Consider the following 15,653-nt stretch of genomic DNA (forward strand, 5'->3'; position numbering starts at 1 on the left):
TCACGCGATGGCTGGCCTTACTTAATTTCATCCCTGGCAAGTATCAAAAAATTGTGACCGGCTTGTTGAGATATCGATCATGTTTTTTCACTGAGTGCTTAAAATTCCGATAGGCAGCCCGCGACATCCCCCCCTATAATTTGCGCCGATTCCAAGGCCGGAGGAACCGGCATAATTTTTAGTTAAGACAGAGGTCAATATGACAATCGAACGTACCTTTTCCATCGTTAAACCCAATGCGGTGGCAAAAAACGTAATTGGTGCCATTTTTAACCGTTTTGAAACGGCAGGCTTTAAAATTATCGCAACTAAGATGTTACATCTGACGAAAGAACAGGCCGAAGGTTTTTATGCTGAGCACAAAGACCGCCCGTTCTTCAACGGCCTGGTCGAGTTCATGACTTCCGGTCCGGTAGTCGTCTCTGTGCTGGAAGGTGAAAATGCCGTTCAGCGTCATCGTGATCTTATGGGTGCCACGAATCCCAGCAATGCTCTGGCAGGTACCCTGCGAGCCGACTACGCAGACAGCTTTACAGAAAACGCCACCCACGGTTCAGATTCAACTGATTCGGCTGCGCGTGAAATCACCTACTTTTTTGGTGAAGGTGAAATCTGCCCGCGTACTCGCTGATACTCAGGTTTAAGTTGATGCGTTGTGCAGGGAAAGATTAATCACCTTTACAATTTATTCATGCCAGCATCTTTCGCCCTGAACTTCGGGCTTGTACAATCAACGCACCCGCCCCCACTGAGCCCGGCGTGCCCAGTGGGGGCGTCTCTTTTCACGCCATTAGCAGCGCCATAACGTGTAATAACGAGGCCAGAGAATATTATGTCAGAACGCATTGTGACGCCTTCGTCAGACGCATTTGTCCTTCCTGAAGCTAAAACTAAAATCAATCTGTTGGACCTCAATCGTCAACAAATGCGCGAGTTTTTCACCGCGCTTGGCGAGAAACCATTTCGCGCCGACCAGGTTATGAAGTGGATTTATCACTATTGCTGTGACGATTTTGATGAAATGACCGATATCAATAAGGTGCTGCGCGGCAAGCTAAAGGATATCGCGGAGATTCGGGCTCCGGAAGTTGCGATGGAGCAGCGCTCCTCTGATGGCACGATAAAATGGGCGTTGCAGGTTGGTGATCAGCAGGTGGAAACGGTCTACATTCCGGAAGATGATCGCGCGACGCTTTGCGTTTCTTCACAGGTAGGTTGCGCGCTGGAGTGCAAATTTTGCTCGACGGCACAGCAGGGATTCAATCGTAATCTGCGCGTGGCGGAAATTATCGGTCAGGTCTGGCGTGCAGCTAAAATCATCGGTGCAGCGCGTATTACCGGCCAGCGCCCGATCACCAACGTGGTGATGATGGGAATGGGCGAACCGCTTCTGAATCTGACTAATGTAGTCCCGGCGATGGAGATTATGCTGGACGATTTCGGTTTTGGTCTTTCTAAACGACGCGTTACGCTCTCCACTTCTGGCGTGGTGCCGGCATTGGATAAGCTTGGTGATATGATTGATGTTGCTCTGGCTATCTCTCTTCATGCGCCGAATGATCTTATCCGCAATGAAATCGTGCCAATTAATAAAAAATATAATATTGATACATTTCTTGCGAGCGTACAGCGCTATCTTGAGAAGTCTAATGCTAACCAGGGGCGGGTAACGGTTGAGTACGTAATGCTCGATCACGTAAACGACAGTACCGATCAGGCTCACGAGCTGGCGGCGTTGCTGAAAGATACCCCTTGTAAAATCAACCTGATACCCTGGAACCCGTTCCCTGGCGCACCTTATGGTCGTAGTTCGAATAGTCGGGTTGATCGTTTTTCTAAAGTGTTGATGGAATATGGATTTACTACTATTGTGCGTAAGACACGTGGTGATGATATTGATGCTGCCTGCGGTCAGTTAGCGGGTGAGGTTATCGACCGTACGAAACGTACGATACGCAAAAAGTTGAGCGGTGAAGCGATTTCTGTGAAGGCGCTCTGAAAGCGCGCAACGATTAGCCCCCTTTCGGCCAGCGGTGTTTGCCGCTGCGGTGCTTTGCAGTAGCATTTATTGCAAGAATGCAAAGCAGGAGGCGCAATGCGTAAAGAAATTCAAGGACTGATACTGCTTTGCGCTATGCTGAATGGATGTCAGCATAGTGAACAACGCAAGGCACTGGCTGAAACGCGTTTGCAACTGGGATTGGCGCTAATGTTACGCAACTCGCTATCGGCGGCCGCGCTGAATCTTGACGAGGCTGAGCGTTTGTCGCCTGGTGACTACCGGGTCCAACTTGCTCAGGCGCGTTACGCGCAGTTGCAGGGTAATACCCGCCTTGCGGAGATGCGTTATCGCAAGCTGCTGAAAATCGCACCGTTCAACGGCTATGTGCTTAATAATTACGGTGCGTTTCTCTGCAGATTAGGGCAGTATGAAGCCGCACAACAGCAGTTTACCGCGGCATTGCAAAGCGCCCAGATGGGTGCCAGAGCAGACAGTTACGACAATGCAGGTTATTGTTATCTGAAGGCACAAAAATTAGCACTTGCCCGACAGGCATTTGCTAAGGCAGTAAAAGCGGATGTGAACAAAGGGTCTCTGATGCTGGCCGAAGCTAGCCAACGGTTTAATCAGGGAGACTTTGAACAAAGCCGCCTTTTGTTGGATATTTATCAGCGCCAGGCTCCGGCTACGGCTGAGAGTTTATGGTTACAGATTCGTTTCGCCGCGTTAGCAGGGCGCAGTCGTGATGTTCAACGTTACGCTGTACAGTTGGCGCAAGGGTTCCCACAATCGTTACAATACCAGCAATATTTAGCTAATGAATACTGAAGCCAATCAAGATAACTCAGCAGTACAATCCACAGGTGAACGCCTGCGTATAGCGCGTGAAATCATGGGACTGACTCAGCAAAATGTCGCCGAGCGTCTGTGTCTTAAACTTTCGACAATTCGCGATATTGAGGAAGACAATTCGTCTGCCGAACTGGCATCGACTTTTATACGTGGCTACATCCGTTCCTATGCCCGACTGGTCCACGTACCAGAAGAGGAACTGCTGCCAATGCTCGCCAAACAGACACCGGTCAGAGCTGCAAAAGTTGAGCCGATGCAACGTTTTTCTTTGGGCAAGCGGCGTAAGAAACGCGATGGATGGTTAATGATTTTCACCTGGCTGGTGCTGTTTGTGATCGTGGGACTGACGGGTGCCTGGTGGTGGCAAAACCACAAGGCTGCTCAGCAGGAACTGATCTCTCTCGGCCAGCATAATGACGGCGGCAGCGCTAATAATCCGTCAATCGCGCTTTCTGACAGTAATGTCAGCAGCAGCTCGCCAGCGTCTTCTTCAGCACCTGCAAACACTAGTGCGGCCGATAGCGTAGCGGACAGCTCAAACTCAGCGCCAATGCCACCAACAGTTGCCAGTCAGACTTCGGCACCACAGGCTCAGACTGCTGCAGACGCCAGCACTAACAGCGATAATGGCGTATCGGCCGTTGTACCGCCGAGTCAGGCGTTGAACAATAACGCTGCTGCTGCGGCAAACGCGCCGCAGAATATCCCGGCAACTGTCAGTGCGGCAACGTCTAATGCGATCTCTGACGCCTTAGTCCTTAATTTCAATAGCGATTGCTGGCTGGATGTTACTGATGCATCAGGCAAAAAACTGTTCAATGGCATACAGCACAGCGGTGACAAACTTAGCCTCGCTGGTAAACTGCCTTATCGATTGAAAATCGGTGCGCCAGCTGCGGTTAGTATCCAGTTTGCAGGCAAGCCTGTGGATTTGAGTCGTTTTATTCGTAGCAACCAGGTTGCTCGTTTGACACTGGGCGCTCATTGAGTCCCAGTTTTTTACGAGTAATTATGGAGAGTCTTTATGCATAATGAAGCACCCATTATTCGGCGTAAATCAACGCGTATTTACGTCGGCAAGGTGCCAGTTGGCGATGGTGCACCCATCGCCGTCCAGTCAATGACAAATACCCGCACCACGGATGTGGATGCTACGGTAAACCAGATTAAATCTCTTGAACGGGTTGGTGTCGATATCGTCCGCGTGTCGGTTCCGACCATGGACGCAGCTGAGGCCTTCCGGTTTATCAAACAGCGGGTTGACGTGCCGCTGGTTGCTGATATCCATTTTGATTATCGTATTGCGCTAAAAGTGGCGGAGTATGGCGTTGACTGCTTACGCATTAATCCTGGTAACATTGGTAATAATGAACGCATTCGCCAGGTCGTAGATTGTGCACGTGATAAAAACATCCCTATTCGGATTGGCGTAAACGCAGGCTCGCTCGAAAAAGATCTGCAGGAAAAGTACGGTGAGCCAACGCCACAGGCGCTACTTGAGTCAGCGATGCGCCATGTTGATCATCTTGACCGGCTTAACTTTCACCAATTTAAGGTCAGCGTTAAGGCCTCTGATGTATTTTTGGCTGTCGAGTCTTATCGCCTGTTGGCAAAGCAAATTGATCAGCCGTTGCATCTTGGGATCACCGAAGCTGGTGGTGCCCGTGCCGGCTCGGTGAAATCAGCAATTGGTCTCGGCCTGCTGCTGTCTGAAGGCATTGGTGATACGCTACGTATTTCGCTGGCTGCTGATCCTGTTGAAGAAGTGAAGGTTGGCTTTGATATTCTTAAGTCGTTGCGTATTCGCGCCCGCGGTATCAACTTTATTGCCTGCCCGACATGCTCGCGTCAGGAGTTCGACGTTATCGGCACGGTGAATGCCCTTGAACAACGGCTGGAAGATATCATCACGCCGATGGACGTATCTATTATCGGTTGCGTGGTGAATGGTCCCGGCGAGGCATTGGTGTCAACGCTTGGTGTTACCGGGGGAAATAAAAAAAGTGGTTTTTATGAAGACGGTGTTCGCCAGCGCGATCGCCTTGATAATCAGGATATGATCGACCAGCTTGAGGCGCGTATTCGCGCTAAGGCTTCAATGCTTGATGAAAGCCAACGTATTAATATCCATCTGCTGGAAAAGTAAGTAAGCGTCACAGCATATGCTTATTCTGGCGTGGAGTAATATCAGATGCGGGCCGACGTGGTTTGGCCTGCATTACTAACAGATGAGAAGAATTCAGTGGCAAAGAATATTCAGGCCATTCGTGGCATGAACGACTATCTTCCGACAGAAACTGCCATTTGGCAAAGAATTGAAAGCATTCTCAAGAAGGTGCTGAGTAGTTACGGCTACAGTGAAATCCGCGTACCCATTGTAGAGCAGACGCCGCTTTTCAAACGCGCTATCGGTGAAGTAACCGACGTGGTTGAAAAAGAGATGTACACGTTTGATGACCGCAACGGCGAGAGCCTAACCTTGCGCCCGGAAGGTACGGCAGGCTGCGTACGCGCAGGTATTGAGCATGGCCTGCTGTACAATCAGGAACAGCGCCTGTGGTATATCGGACCGATGTTCCGCTACGAACGTCCGCAAAAAGGGCGCTATCGCCAGTTTCACCAGATAGGCGCTGAGGTGTTTGGCCTGCAAGGCCCGGATATTGATGCGGAAGTGATCATCATGACCGCCCGTTGGTGGAAAGCGTTAGGCATTGCCGATCATGTTTCTCTTGAGTTGAACTCTATTGGCTCGTTGCAGGCACGTGCAGACTACCGTGATGCGCTGGTAGCCTTCCTTGAGCAACACAAAGATAAGCTGGATGAAGACTGCAAACGGCGCATGTACAGCAATCCACTGCGGGTGCTGGACAGCAAAAATGATCAAATTCAGGAATTGCTAAACAGCGCGCCAGCGTTGCATGACTATCTTGACGACGAATCGCGCGAACATTTTAATGCTCTTTGCGCTTTGCTTGAGGCGGCGGGCATTGATTATCGGATAAACCAGCGCCTGGTACGGGGACTCGACTACTACAACCGTACCGTGTTTGAATGGGTGACCACCAGTCTTGGCTCACAGGGCACCGTTTGTGGCGGTGGTCGCTATGACGGGCTGGTCGAACAGCTGGGGGGACGTGCTACCCCTGGCGTTGGTTTCGCTATGGGGCTTGAACGTCTGGTACTTCTGGTTCAGGCGGTTAATCCGAATTTTGAACCGACGCGCATTGTTGATGTCTATGTGATCGCATCTGGTCAGGGGGTGCAAGCGGCGGCCATGGTTTTTGCCGAGCAGCTGCGCGACGCCAACCCGCAATTAAAGCTGATGACTAATTTTGGTGGCGGTAATTTCAAAAAGCAGTTCGCCCGCGCTGATAAGTACGGTGCCCGCGTTGCACTGGTGTTGGGTGAGGATGAAGTCGCTGCTTGCCAGGTGGTCATCAAGGATTTACGTACCGGGGATCAGAAAACTCTGGCCCAGGATGCGGCCGCTGCGGCCATTGAATTATTATTAAAAGCATAATGCCGCACAGGCTGAGTGAAAGGAGAGGGTTGCGTGGAAATTTATAGCAACGAGAGTGAACAGACGGATGCCCTTCGTCGGTTCTTTTCCCAGAATGGAAAGGCGCTGGTAGTGGGCGTCATCCTTGGGGTTGGGGCACTGGCTGGCTGGAGTTACTGGAACAGTCACGAAAGTACTATTTCCCGTGAAACCTCCGCTGACTGGCAGCAGGTTATTTTGGCGATGGACAACAGTAAACCGCAGACGCTGGAGGCTGTTGCAAAGTTCGTAGGAGATAATCGTAATACATACGGCGCGCTGGCCTCACTTGAACTGGCAAAGCGTTATGTTGATCTCAATCAGCTGAGTAATGCCGCCGCGCAGTTAAAAGCGGGTCTTAAAGACACCAACGATACGGAGCTGCGAGCGGTGCTTAATTTGCGTCTGGCGCGCATTGAGCTACAGCAGAAGCAACCCGATGAAGCCTTAAAAACACTTGAACAAATTAAAGGGGATGCCTGGACGGCGATCGTTGCCGACGTACGTGGCGAAGCCTTGCTGAGCAAAGGCGATGTTAAAGGCGCGCGCGAAGTTTGGCAGCAAGCTATCCAAGCCAATAGCTCCTCGACGCTGAAAGAAATGCTGCAAATGAAAATCAATAATCTGCCGGGTTAAAATTCGGTGGGATTGGTATAAAAATTGACCCTGACGGGCACATGAGGGACTTCATGGAATTGCGTAAGATACTTCTGCCGGGACTGATTTCAGTTACCTTACTCAGCGGATGTTCATGGTTCAGCGGTGAAGAAGACGTCGTGAAAATGTCACCGCTGCCGAAGGTCGAAAATCAGTTCACACCGAAACAGTTGTGGAGTGAGTCGGTCGGCGATGGCGTTGGGAACTACTACTCTAATTTGCATCCGGCATGGCAGGACAATTTTATTTATGCGGCCGATCGTTTCGGCGTAGTTAAAGCGCTAAACGCCACTGATGGCAAAGAGCAATGGCGGGTTGATCTTTCTGGAAAAACGGGTTTCTTTTCTAAAAACCATTCCGCAATGCTGTCGGGAGGCATAACTGCCGCTGGCTCCTTGCTGTATATCGGTAGCGAGCATGGCATAGTCTACGCTCTTGATTCCAGTAACGGCAGCGTAGCCTGGAAAACTCAGGCTGGAGGCGAAGTGCTATCCCGGCCGGTTGTCAGCGATGGATTGGTACTGATCCATACCAGTAACGGTATGTTGCAGGCGCTGGACACCAGTAATGGTACCATCAAGTGGACAGTTAACCTGGATGAGCCTTCGCTCTCTTTGCGTGGCGAATCAGCCCCCTCAACGGCGTTTGGTGCTGCTATCGTCGGCGGTGATAATGGCCGCGTTAGTGCGGTAATGCTCAATCAGGGACAGATTATCTGGCAGCAGCGTATTTCTCAGCCGAGCGGCGCTACTGAAATTGATCGTCTCGCCGATGTCGATATGACGCCGGTCATTGTTAACGGCGTTGTTTATGCGCTGGCCTATAATGGCGATCTGACCGCGCTTGACCTACGTTCAGGTCAGATAATGTGGAAACGTGAAATCGGTGGTATCCACGATATCATCGTCGAAAACAATCATATTTATTTGGTCGACCAAAACGATCGTGTCGACGCGCTCAGCGCTGACGGTGGCGTGTCTCTGTGGCGTCAGAGCGGGCTGTTGCACCGTAATCTGACCTCACCGGTGCTGTACGATGGCTATCTGGTGGTTGGTGATGCGGAAGGCTATCTACACTGGATGAACACTGAAGATGGTCGCTTTGTCGCACAGCAAAACGTCGACAGTTCAGGCTTTCAGACTGAACCGGTTGTGGCGGGTGATAAGCTGGTTATTCAGTCAAAAGATGGCGAGGTTTACGTCTTTAAACGCTAAATCCTGAGCAGTTGTTATTTTTAAACGGCTCCTGTGTTCATCAGGGGCCGTTTCGTTTTTCTCACAGCATGGTATTCTTACCGCCATTCGCTGGTTCGCCCGTCAACTATGAGATGTCCGTTAAAAACGACTTTGTGGGATGACCAGGCAATTTTTAGTGAGGTTTTAGTTATGATACCTGTGGTTGCGCTGGTTGGACGTCCCAACGTAGGCAAATCCACTCTGTTTAACCGCCTGACACGCACGCGTGATGCGCTGGTTGCAGATTTCCCCGGTCTTACGCGCGACCGGAAGTATGGTCGCGCAGAAGTTGAAGGACGTGAGTTTATTTGCATCGATACCGGAGGTATCGATGGCAGTGAAGAGGGTGTGGAAACCCGCATGGCGGCTCAGTCATTGCTGGCTATTGAAGAAGCCGACGTGGTGCTGTTTATGGTAGATGCCCGCGCCGGGCTTATGCCAGCCGATGAGGGCATCGCCAAACATCTTCGTATGCGCGATAAGCCGACCTTCTTAGTGGCAAATAAAACAGACGGCGTGGACACTGATTCAGCGGTTGTCGAGTTTTATGCACTGGGACTGGGAGAGATTTATCCTATTGCGGCCTCGCATGGACGTGGTGTCACCAGCCTGCTGGAAACAGTGCTCCTGCCCTGGATGAGTGACGAAGAGGTCGATCCACAGCCACTGACCGAAGAGCAGGAAAACGAAGCGTACTGGGCGGAGCAGGAAGCGTTGAACGACGCTGATGCTTCTGAAGAGGACGAAGCGTTTAATCCGCAGGATCTGCCGATAAAGCTGGCAATCGTCGGACGTCCCAATGTGGGTAAATCAACGCTTACAAACCGTATTCTCGGTGAAGATCGTGTGGTGGTATTTGACATGCCGGGTACTACGCGTGACAGCATATATATTCCGATGGAGCGTGACGAACGCGAGTATATTCTGATTGACACCGCCGGTGTACGTAAGCGTGGCAAAGTTACCGAGACGGTAGAAAAGTTCTCGGTAATTAAAACCCTGCAAGCTATTGAAGATGCAAACGTTGTGATGCTGGTTATTGATGCACGCGCGGGTATCTCCGATCAGGATCTTTCGCTACTTGGTTTTATCCTTAATGCCGGACGCTCTTTGGTCATCGTAGTGAATAAGTGGGATGGCTTATCGCAGGAAGTGAAAGATGAGGTTAAAGAGACGCTGGATTATCGTCTGGGTTTTATCGATTTTGCCCGCGTACACTTTATCTCTGCGTTGCACGGCAGTGGGGTAGGTAACCTTTTTGAATCGGTAACTGAAGCTTACGACTGTTCTACCCGCCGCGTGAGTACCTCAATGCTGACGCGCATCATGCACATGGCAACGGACGATCATCAGCCACCGCTGGTACGTGGCCGCCGCGTGAAGCTCAAGTACGCCCATGCCGGTGGATATAACCCGCCGATCGTAGTGATTCACGGCAATCAGGTTAAAGATCTACCGGATTCGTACAAACGCTATCTGATGAACTATTTCCGTAAATCGCTGAATGTGATGGGAACCCCTATCCGTATCCAGTTTAAGGAAGGAGATAACCCCTATGCCGGTAAGCGTAATTTGCTGACGCCGACTCAGCAGCGTAAGCGTAAACGTCTGATATCGCACCTCAAGAAGAATAAACGCTAATTTGATCAGGGCCGAATTACCGGTCCTGATTTTTTCTAAAGCCGGCTTTTCACATCTGTCATGGAGATTGACCGATGCCTTTATGCCCTCATGATAAGCAGCGGCTAAACGAGTCGGCCAGCGGCTTTGACTGCCCGGCCTGCGGCCGTCAGTTTGGTAACCAGCCAGTGTGCCCGGAATGCGTTCAACCGGCTGAAGTACTCAAAGCATGTGGGGCGGTTGATTTCTTTTGCAAAACGCACGGGATGATTTCCCTCTCGCGCGTCATTGTCTCCTGAAGCTGCCTGTCAGCAAATTCAGTAGGCCGGAGGGATAACCGTGCTGATCGTGGCAGACAATCTTGCTGAAAAATGAGTGTGCTTTGAACGTCGCCCGGCCGTCAGTCGGCAGGGCTTTTTCTGATGCGGATTCGATGTAATTCAGTCACCTGACTTTCAACCCAACCGTCATCAAGACGGGTTTTCAGTGTATCGCCGGCTTTCAACTGACGCACTTTCTTAACGACCTTATTGTCGGCAGTGGTTGTCACGCTGAAACCGCGCGCCAGCGTTGCCAGCGGACTGACGCCCTCCAGCTGACCGGCAAGCGTGGCAAATCGCTGGTGGCGTTCATTTAGCTGCTGGCCGATGGCCTGGTTCAACTGATAATGCTGTTGTTGCAGCCGCTGCTGCAAACGAGAAATACGTGGCAATGGTTGCTGATAGCTCAGCCGCTGAGTTGTGCGCTCGTGCTGCTGATTAATACGCTTCAGCCTGCGCTGGATGGCATCAGTCATACGTTGCTGAAGTTGCAGCAGGGTGCTTTGCTGACGAGCCAGACGTAGCTGGGGATGCTGCTGCTGCAAACGGTGCGCCAGGCGGGTATAGCCCTGGTTCTGGCGTGCCAGATAATAATCCATTGCCATATCTAACCGCTGCTGCTGCGACTGCATCTGTCTCAGCAGTTCAATCTGATTACGACTGACCAGTTCAGCGGCGGCTGAGGGGGTAGATGCACGCAAGTCGGCGACGTAATCGGCAATGGTGACATCGATTTCATGGCCTACTGCGCTGACCACCGGTATGCGGCTGGCAAAAATTGCCCTTGCCACCTGTTCATCATTGAAGCTCCACAAATCCTCCAGCGAGCCGCCGCCGCGCCCGACGATCAGCACATCACACTCATCGCGTAAGTTAGCCAGTTCGATGGCCCGGACGATCGAGGCTGGTGCTTCGACCCCCTGCACAGGGGTCGGATAGATGATTACCGGTAGAGACGGGTCCCGGCGGTGAAGGATCCGCAGAACGTCATGAAGCGCAGCGCCGGTCGCAGAGGTGACGATGCCCACCCGATGCGCCGGGTCCGGTAGCGGCTTTTTATGGGCGGCGTTAAACAGCCCCTCGGCACTGAGCCGCTGTTTTAACTGCTCGAATTGCTGCTGCAATACGCCTTCGCCTGCGGGCTGCATACTTTCAGCGATCAATTGATAGTCGCCGCGTGGCTCATACAGTGTGATGGAGGCGCGAACCAATACCTGCTGACCGTTTTGAGGGCGGAAGGCTACGCGGCGGTTGCTATGACGAAACATCGCGCAACGTACCTGCGCGCCGTCGTCTTTGAGGGTAAAGTACCAGTGCCCGGAAGAGGGTTGAGAGAAGTTAGAGATCTCGGCGCTCAGCCATACCTGCCCCATCTCCTGTTCCAGCAGCTGACGTACAGTCGTATTCAGCCGACTAACTGTAAAAATGGTGCCTGACGGAGGTAGCGACATGTGATAGAAATCAAAGAGTAAATTTGCGAGTTAAGTGACCGATACTACATGGCTGTCTGTGGGGATCATAGAGTTTTTGGAAAAAAAGCTGGAGGCGATCGGTTACGCCCTGTATAGTTCAGCAGCAATATTTTATCTGTTCTCATTTACCCCAGTTTGAGATATTGCCATGCTACGAATCGCTAAAGAAGCTCTCACATTTGACGACGTCCTGCTCCTCCCCGCTCACTCAACCATTTTGCCCAACACTGCCGATCTCAGCACTCAGTTAACCAAAAATATCCGCCTGAATATTCCCATGCTATCTGCAGCAATGGATACCGTGACAGAGGCGAACCTGGCTATTGCGCTGGCGCAGGAAGGCGGTCTTGGCTTTATTCATAAAAATATGCCAGTCGAGCGCCAGGCGGAGGAAGTCCGCAGGGTGAAAAAGCATGAAAGTGGGATCGTGACCGATCCACAGACGGTGTTGCCTGGCACGCCGCTGAGCGATGTAAAAGCCTTAACTGAACGCAATGGCTTTGCGGGTTATCCGGTAGTCAACGCCGACAATGAACTGGTCGGCATTATTACCGGGCGTGACGTTCGCTTTGTGACCGATTTGAGTCAGCCGGTATCGGCAGTGATGACGCCAAAAGAGCGTTTGGTGACGGTTAAAGAGGGTGAGTCGCGCGAAGTCGTATTGCAAAAAATGCACGAAAAGCGCGTTGAAAAAGCGCTGGTGGTTGACGGCAGCTTCCACCTGAAGGGGATGATCACAGTAAAAGATTTTCAGAAAGCAGAACGTAAACCGAATGCCTGTAAGGACCCACAGGGACGTTTGCGCGTTGGGGCTGCGGTTGGTGCCGGTGCCGGTAATGAAGAGCGCGTTGATGCGCTGGTCGCAGCCGGTGTCGACGTTCTGCTGATCGACTCCTCGCACGGACATTCGGAGGGCGTGTTGCAACGCATTCGTGAAACCCGTGCAAAATATCCTGACCTGGAAATTATTGGCGGCAATATCGCTACCGGTGCAGGGGCACTGGCTCTTGCTGACGCGGGCGTCAGCGCGGTGAAGGTGGGTATCGGTCCGGGTTCAATCTGTACCACCCGTATTGTTACTGGCGTAGGTGTACCGCAGATCACCGCAATTTCTGATGCGGTTGCTGCGCTGGAGGGGACCGGCATTCCTGTTATCGCAGATGGTGGCATTCGCTTCTCTGGCGATATTGCGAAAGCTATCGCCGCTGGTGCCTCAGCGGTCATGGTTGGCTCAATGCTGGCTGGTACTGAAGAGTCTCCCGGTGAAATCGAACTTTATCAGGGCCGTTCGTTTAAATCCTATCGCGGTATGGGATCGCTGGGCGCCATGTCAAAAGGCTCCTCCGATCGCTATTTTCAGAGCGATAACGCAGCGGACAAGCTGGTGCCAGAAGGCATTGAAGGGCGCGTTGCTTACAAAGGTCGTCTGAAAGAGATTGTGCATCAGCAGATGGGAGGCCTGCGTTCCTGCATGGGATTGACCGGATGTGGCAATATCGATGAGCTGCGTACCAAAGCGGAATTTGTCCGTATCAGCGGTGCCGGTATTGCTGAAAGCCATGTGCATGACGTGACCATTACCAAAGAGTCGCCCAACTACCGCATGGGATCATAATCCCGCTAAATTACTACGCCCGGTTAGAGCGGGCGTTCTTCCGCAGTTTTGTCTATGCTCTGGAATTGCCTTAATGACATCGGAAAATATTCATAAGCATCGGATCCTCATTCTCGATTTTGGTTCTCAGTATACCCAACTGGTGGCACGTCGCGTGCGTGAGCTTGGCGTATACTGCGAGCTGTGGGCCTGGGATGTAAGCGAAGAGCAGATCCGCCAGTTTAATCCCAACGGCATTATTCTTTCCGGCAGTCCGGAAAGTACCACGGAGCTTAACAGCCCGCGTGCGCCGGAATACGTCTTCCGCGCGGGTGTGCCACTGCTCGGCGTATGCTATGGCATGCAAACGATGGCAATCCAACTGGGTGGTCGCGTTGAGGGATCAACCGAGCGTGAATTTGGTTATGCTCAGGTTGAAGTGCAAGCTGAAAGCGCACTGATTCGCGATATTGAAGATACTATCAGCGATGCTGGCAAGCCACTGCTGGATGTCTGGATGAGTCACGGTGATAAAGTGACCGCGATCCCGGCTGGCTTTGTCACCGTCGCCAGCACCGAAACGTGCCCGTTTGCCATTATGGCTGACGAAGCAAAACGTTTTTACGGCGTACAGTTTCATCCGGAAGTGACGCATACCCGCCAGGGACAGCGTATTCTCGAACGCTTTGTGCGTGATATATGCCGCTGTGAGGCGCTGTGGACACCGGAGAAGATTATTGAAGACGCCGTCGAACGCCTGCGTCAACAGGTCGGCAGCGACCGAGTTATACTCGGCCTGTCGGGTGGCGTCGACTCCTCTGTGACCGCGATGCTGCTGCATCGTGCTATTGGCGAACGACTGACCTGTGTGTTCGTCGATAACGGGCTGCTGCGTCTGAATGAAGCGGAACAGGTTCTGGATATGTTTGGCGATCACTTTGGTCTGAATATTATTCATGTGCCGGCTGAAACGCGCTTTCTGAATGCGCTGGCGGGCATTGACGATCCCGAGGCCAAACGTAAAACCATCGGTCGCGTCTTTGTTGAAGTATTCGACGAAGAAGCAGGCAAGCTTGAGGACGTGAAATGGCTGGCCCAAGGGACTATCTATCCTGACGTTATCGAATCGGCTGCTTCCGCCACCGGCAAAGCGCATGTGATCAAATCACACCACAATGTCGGCGGCTTACCGAAAGAGATGAAGCTTGGGCTGGTTGAACCACTAAAAGAGCTGTTCAAAGATGAAGTTCGCAAAATCGGCCTTGAGCTGGGTCTGCCCTACGATATGCTCTATCGCCATCCGTTCCCGGGACCAGGCCTCGGTGTTCGCGTATTGGGCGAAGTGAAAAAAGAGTATTGCGATCTGTTGCGCCGTGCCGACGCCATTTTTATTGAAGAGCTCCACAAAGCCGATCTCTACCAAAAAGTCAGCCAGGCATTCACGGTATTCCTGCCGGTTCGCTCGGTTGGCGTGATGGGCGACGGCCGTAAATATGACTGGGTGGTTTCACTGCGCGCGGTAGAAACTATTGACTTTATGACCGCGCACTGGGCACATCTGCCGTATGAATTTCTCGGTCGCGTTTCTAACCGTATTATCAATGAAATCAACGGTATTTCGCGTGTGGTTTACGATATCAGCGGCAAGCCGCCAGCGACGATCGAGTGGGAATGATTTCGCGTCCGGCAACAGCCTGCACGTAAAAGCAGCTAAGTACTTCTAGGCCCGCGTAATGCGGGCTTTTTTATTGGGTATTTTTGGTAGTTGGCCGCAACGGGAAGCACATTTTTTCAATGGGATATTTGATATTGCTCTCAGGTTTCAAATAAGGGGTTGAAAAGGTCGCTTGCGAAAATACCGGTTGAGTCAGGATCTCTGGAAGGCTGAGGCAGAGTAATGAATAGTAATCTATCTTTTGCACGAGTATAAGCTACCCACGCTCAGGTAATTGCGCCTTTAGCCTTCTCTGTTAATTTTCACAGGGTTCGGGATCGTTGGCGTGCTGGCTTCTTGTAGCTTTTGCTGGTGGTGAGAGATGGCACCGGGAATAACGAAAATAAGGCGACCGATAAGGATAAAAAAGCTTATCAGCAAAACGATACGGATCATCAAACTTGATTTACGGCGCTGACGTCGATGAAGTGGGGTTGTGGCGCTGTTCACGCACAGAGTCCTATGTTGTACCCAAATGGGCGAGAGGCCAATTAAGTCACAACCTGGCGTCAGGGTCAATGACCATTTTGTACAAAAAATGGCTTGTTTTTTACAATCAAAACTGATGACTCTGGATAGTCAACGCGCTCTGAAATGACAACCCATTGCCTGCCGAGTCTATTTCGCAGGCAGTTGTCGGCAAGACATC

At 51.6% G+C, this 15,653-nt stretch carries 14 protein-coding genes; 12 read left to right on the forward strand and 2 right to left on the reverse strand.

Features of this window, described 5'->3' with window-relative positions; all coding sequences use genetic code 11:
• Positions 1 to 199: 199 nt before the first annotated feature.
• The 10 genes from ndk to BM191_RS05710 all read left to right on the forward strand — a co-directional run bounded on the left by ndk (position 200) and on the right by BM191_RS05710 (position 10,203).
• Positions 200 to 631: a nucleoside-diphosphate kinase gene (gene ndk / locus BM191_RS05665; protein ID WP_092875994.1), complete on the forward strand. Its 432-nt coding sequence runs from the start codon at positions 200 to 202 to the stop codon at positions 629 to 631.
• 201 nt (positions 632 to 832) lie between these two features.
• Positions 833 to 1,999, forward strand: coding sequence for a bifunctional tRNA (adenosine(37)-C2)-methyltransferase TrmG/ribosomal RNA large subunit methyltransferase RlmN (locus tag BM191_RS05670; protein ID WP_092875996.1), 1,167 nt, complete (start codon positions 833 to 835; stop codon positions 1,997 to 1,999).
• Positions 2,000 to 2,095: 96 nt separating this feature from the next.
• Positions 2,096 to 2,830, forward strand: coding sequence for a type IV pilus biogenesis/stability protein PilW (pilW, locus tag BM191_RS05675; RefSeq protein WP_092875998.1), 735 nt, complete (start codon positions 2,096 to 2,098; stop codon positions 2,828 to 2,830).
• Positions 2,820 to 3,842, forward strand: a complete 1,023-nt coding sequence (gene rodZ, locus BM191_RS05680) for a cytoskeleton protein RodZ (protein ID WP_092876000.1) — start codon at positions 2,820 to 2,822, stop codon at positions 3,840 to 3,842. Before pilW ends, rodZ begins: the two co-directional genes overlap by 11 nt.
• Before the next feature lie 36 nt (positions 3,843 to 3,878).
• The gene (gene ispG / locus BM191_RS05685; protein WP_092876002.1) at positions 3,879 to 5,000 is read left to right on the forward strand and encodes a flavodoxin-dependent (E)-4-hydroxy-3-methylbut-2-enyl-diphosphate synthase; all 1,122 of its coding nucleotides are present in this window, start codon (positions 3,879 to 3,881) and stop codon (positions 4,998 to 5,000) included.
• A 96-nt stretch (positions 5,001 to 5,096) separates the two neighbouring features.
• Positions 5,097 to 6,374 carry a histidine--tRNA ligase gene (hisS, locus tag BM191_RS05690; protein ID WP_092876184.1) on the forward strand — a complete coding sequence of 426 codons (1,278 nt, stop codon included), beginning with the start codon at positions 5,097 to 5,099 and terminating at the stop codon, positions 6,372 to 6,374.
• 33 nt (positions 6,375 to 6,407) lie between these two features.
• Positions 6,408 to 7,028 carry a YfgM family protein gene (locus BM191_RS05695; protein WP_092876004.1) on the forward strand — a complete coding sequence of 207 codons (621 nt, stop codon included), beginning with the start codon at positions 6,408 to 6,410 and terminating at the stop codon, positions 7,026 to 7,028.
• A 53-nt stretch (positions 7,029 to 7,081) separates the two neighbouring features.
• Positions 7,082 to 8,263, forward strand: coding sequence for an outer membrane protein assembly factor BamB (gene bamB / locus BM191_RS05700; protein ID WP_092876006.1), 1,182 nt, complete (start codon positions 7,082 to 7,084; stop codon positions 8,261 to 8,263).
• A gap of 171 nt (positions 8,264 to 8,434) precedes the next feature.
• A complete protein-coding gene (gene der / locus BM191_RS05705) occupies positions 8,435 to 9,925 on the forward strand; it encodes a ribosome biogenesis GTPase Der (protein WP_092876008.1) in 1,491 nt (496 codons plus the stop codon).
• Positions 9,926 to 9,999: 74 nt separating this feature from the next.
• Positions 10,000 to 10,203, forward strand: a complete 204-nt coding sequence (locus tag BM191_RS05710) for a YfgJ family double zinc ribbon protein (RefSeq protein WP_092876010.1) — start codon at positions 10,000 to 10,002, stop codon at positions 10,201 to 10,203.
• A gap of 101 nt (positions 10,204 to 10,304) precedes the next feature.
• On the opposite strand, the gene xseA is transcribed toward BM191_RS05710, so the two are convergent.
• A complete protein-coding gene (gene xseA, locus BM191_RS05715; protein ID WP_092876012.1) occupies positions 10,305 to 11,675 on the reverse strand; it encodes an exodeoxyribonuclease VII large subunit in 1,371 nt (456 codons plus the stop codon).
• 169 nt (positions 11,676 to 11,844) lie between these two features.
• Between xseA and guaB the strand changes: the two genes are divergently transcribed.
• Both guaB and guaA read left to right on the forward strand, forming a co-directional pair.
• Positions 11,845 to 13,311: an IMP dehydrogenase gene (guaB, locus tag BM191_RS05720; RefSeq protein WP_092876014.1), complete on the forward strand. Its 1,467-nt coding sequence runs from the start codon at positions 11,845 to 11,847 to the stop codon at positions 13,309 to 13,311.
• Between the two features lie 73 nt (positions 13,312 to 13,384).
• The gene (gene guaA / locus BM191_RS05725) at positions 13,385 to 14,965 is read left to right on the forward strand and encodes a glutamine-hydrolyzing GMP synthase (RefSeq protein WP_092876016.1); all 1,581 of its coding nucleotides are present in this window, start codon (positions 13,385 to 13,387) and stop codon (positions 14,963 to 14,965) included.
• A 282-nt stretch (positions 14,966 to 15,247) separates the two neighbouring features.
• Here the strand turns inward: guaA and BM191_RS05730 are convergent, their stop codons facing one another.
• On the reverse strand, positions 15,248 to 15,454 hold the full coding sequence (locus BM191_RS05730) for a YfgG family protein (protein ID WP_092876018.1): 207 nt from the start codon (positions 15,452 to 15,454) through the stop codon (positions 15,248 to 15,250).
• Between the last annotated feature and the right edge of the window lie 199 nt (positions 15,455 to 15,653).

This window comes from Izhakiella capsodis (genome assembly GCF_900115045.1).
Lineage (GTDB): Bacteria > Pseudomonadota > Gammaproteobacteria > Enterobacterales > Enterobacteriaceae > Izhakiella > Izhakiella capsodis.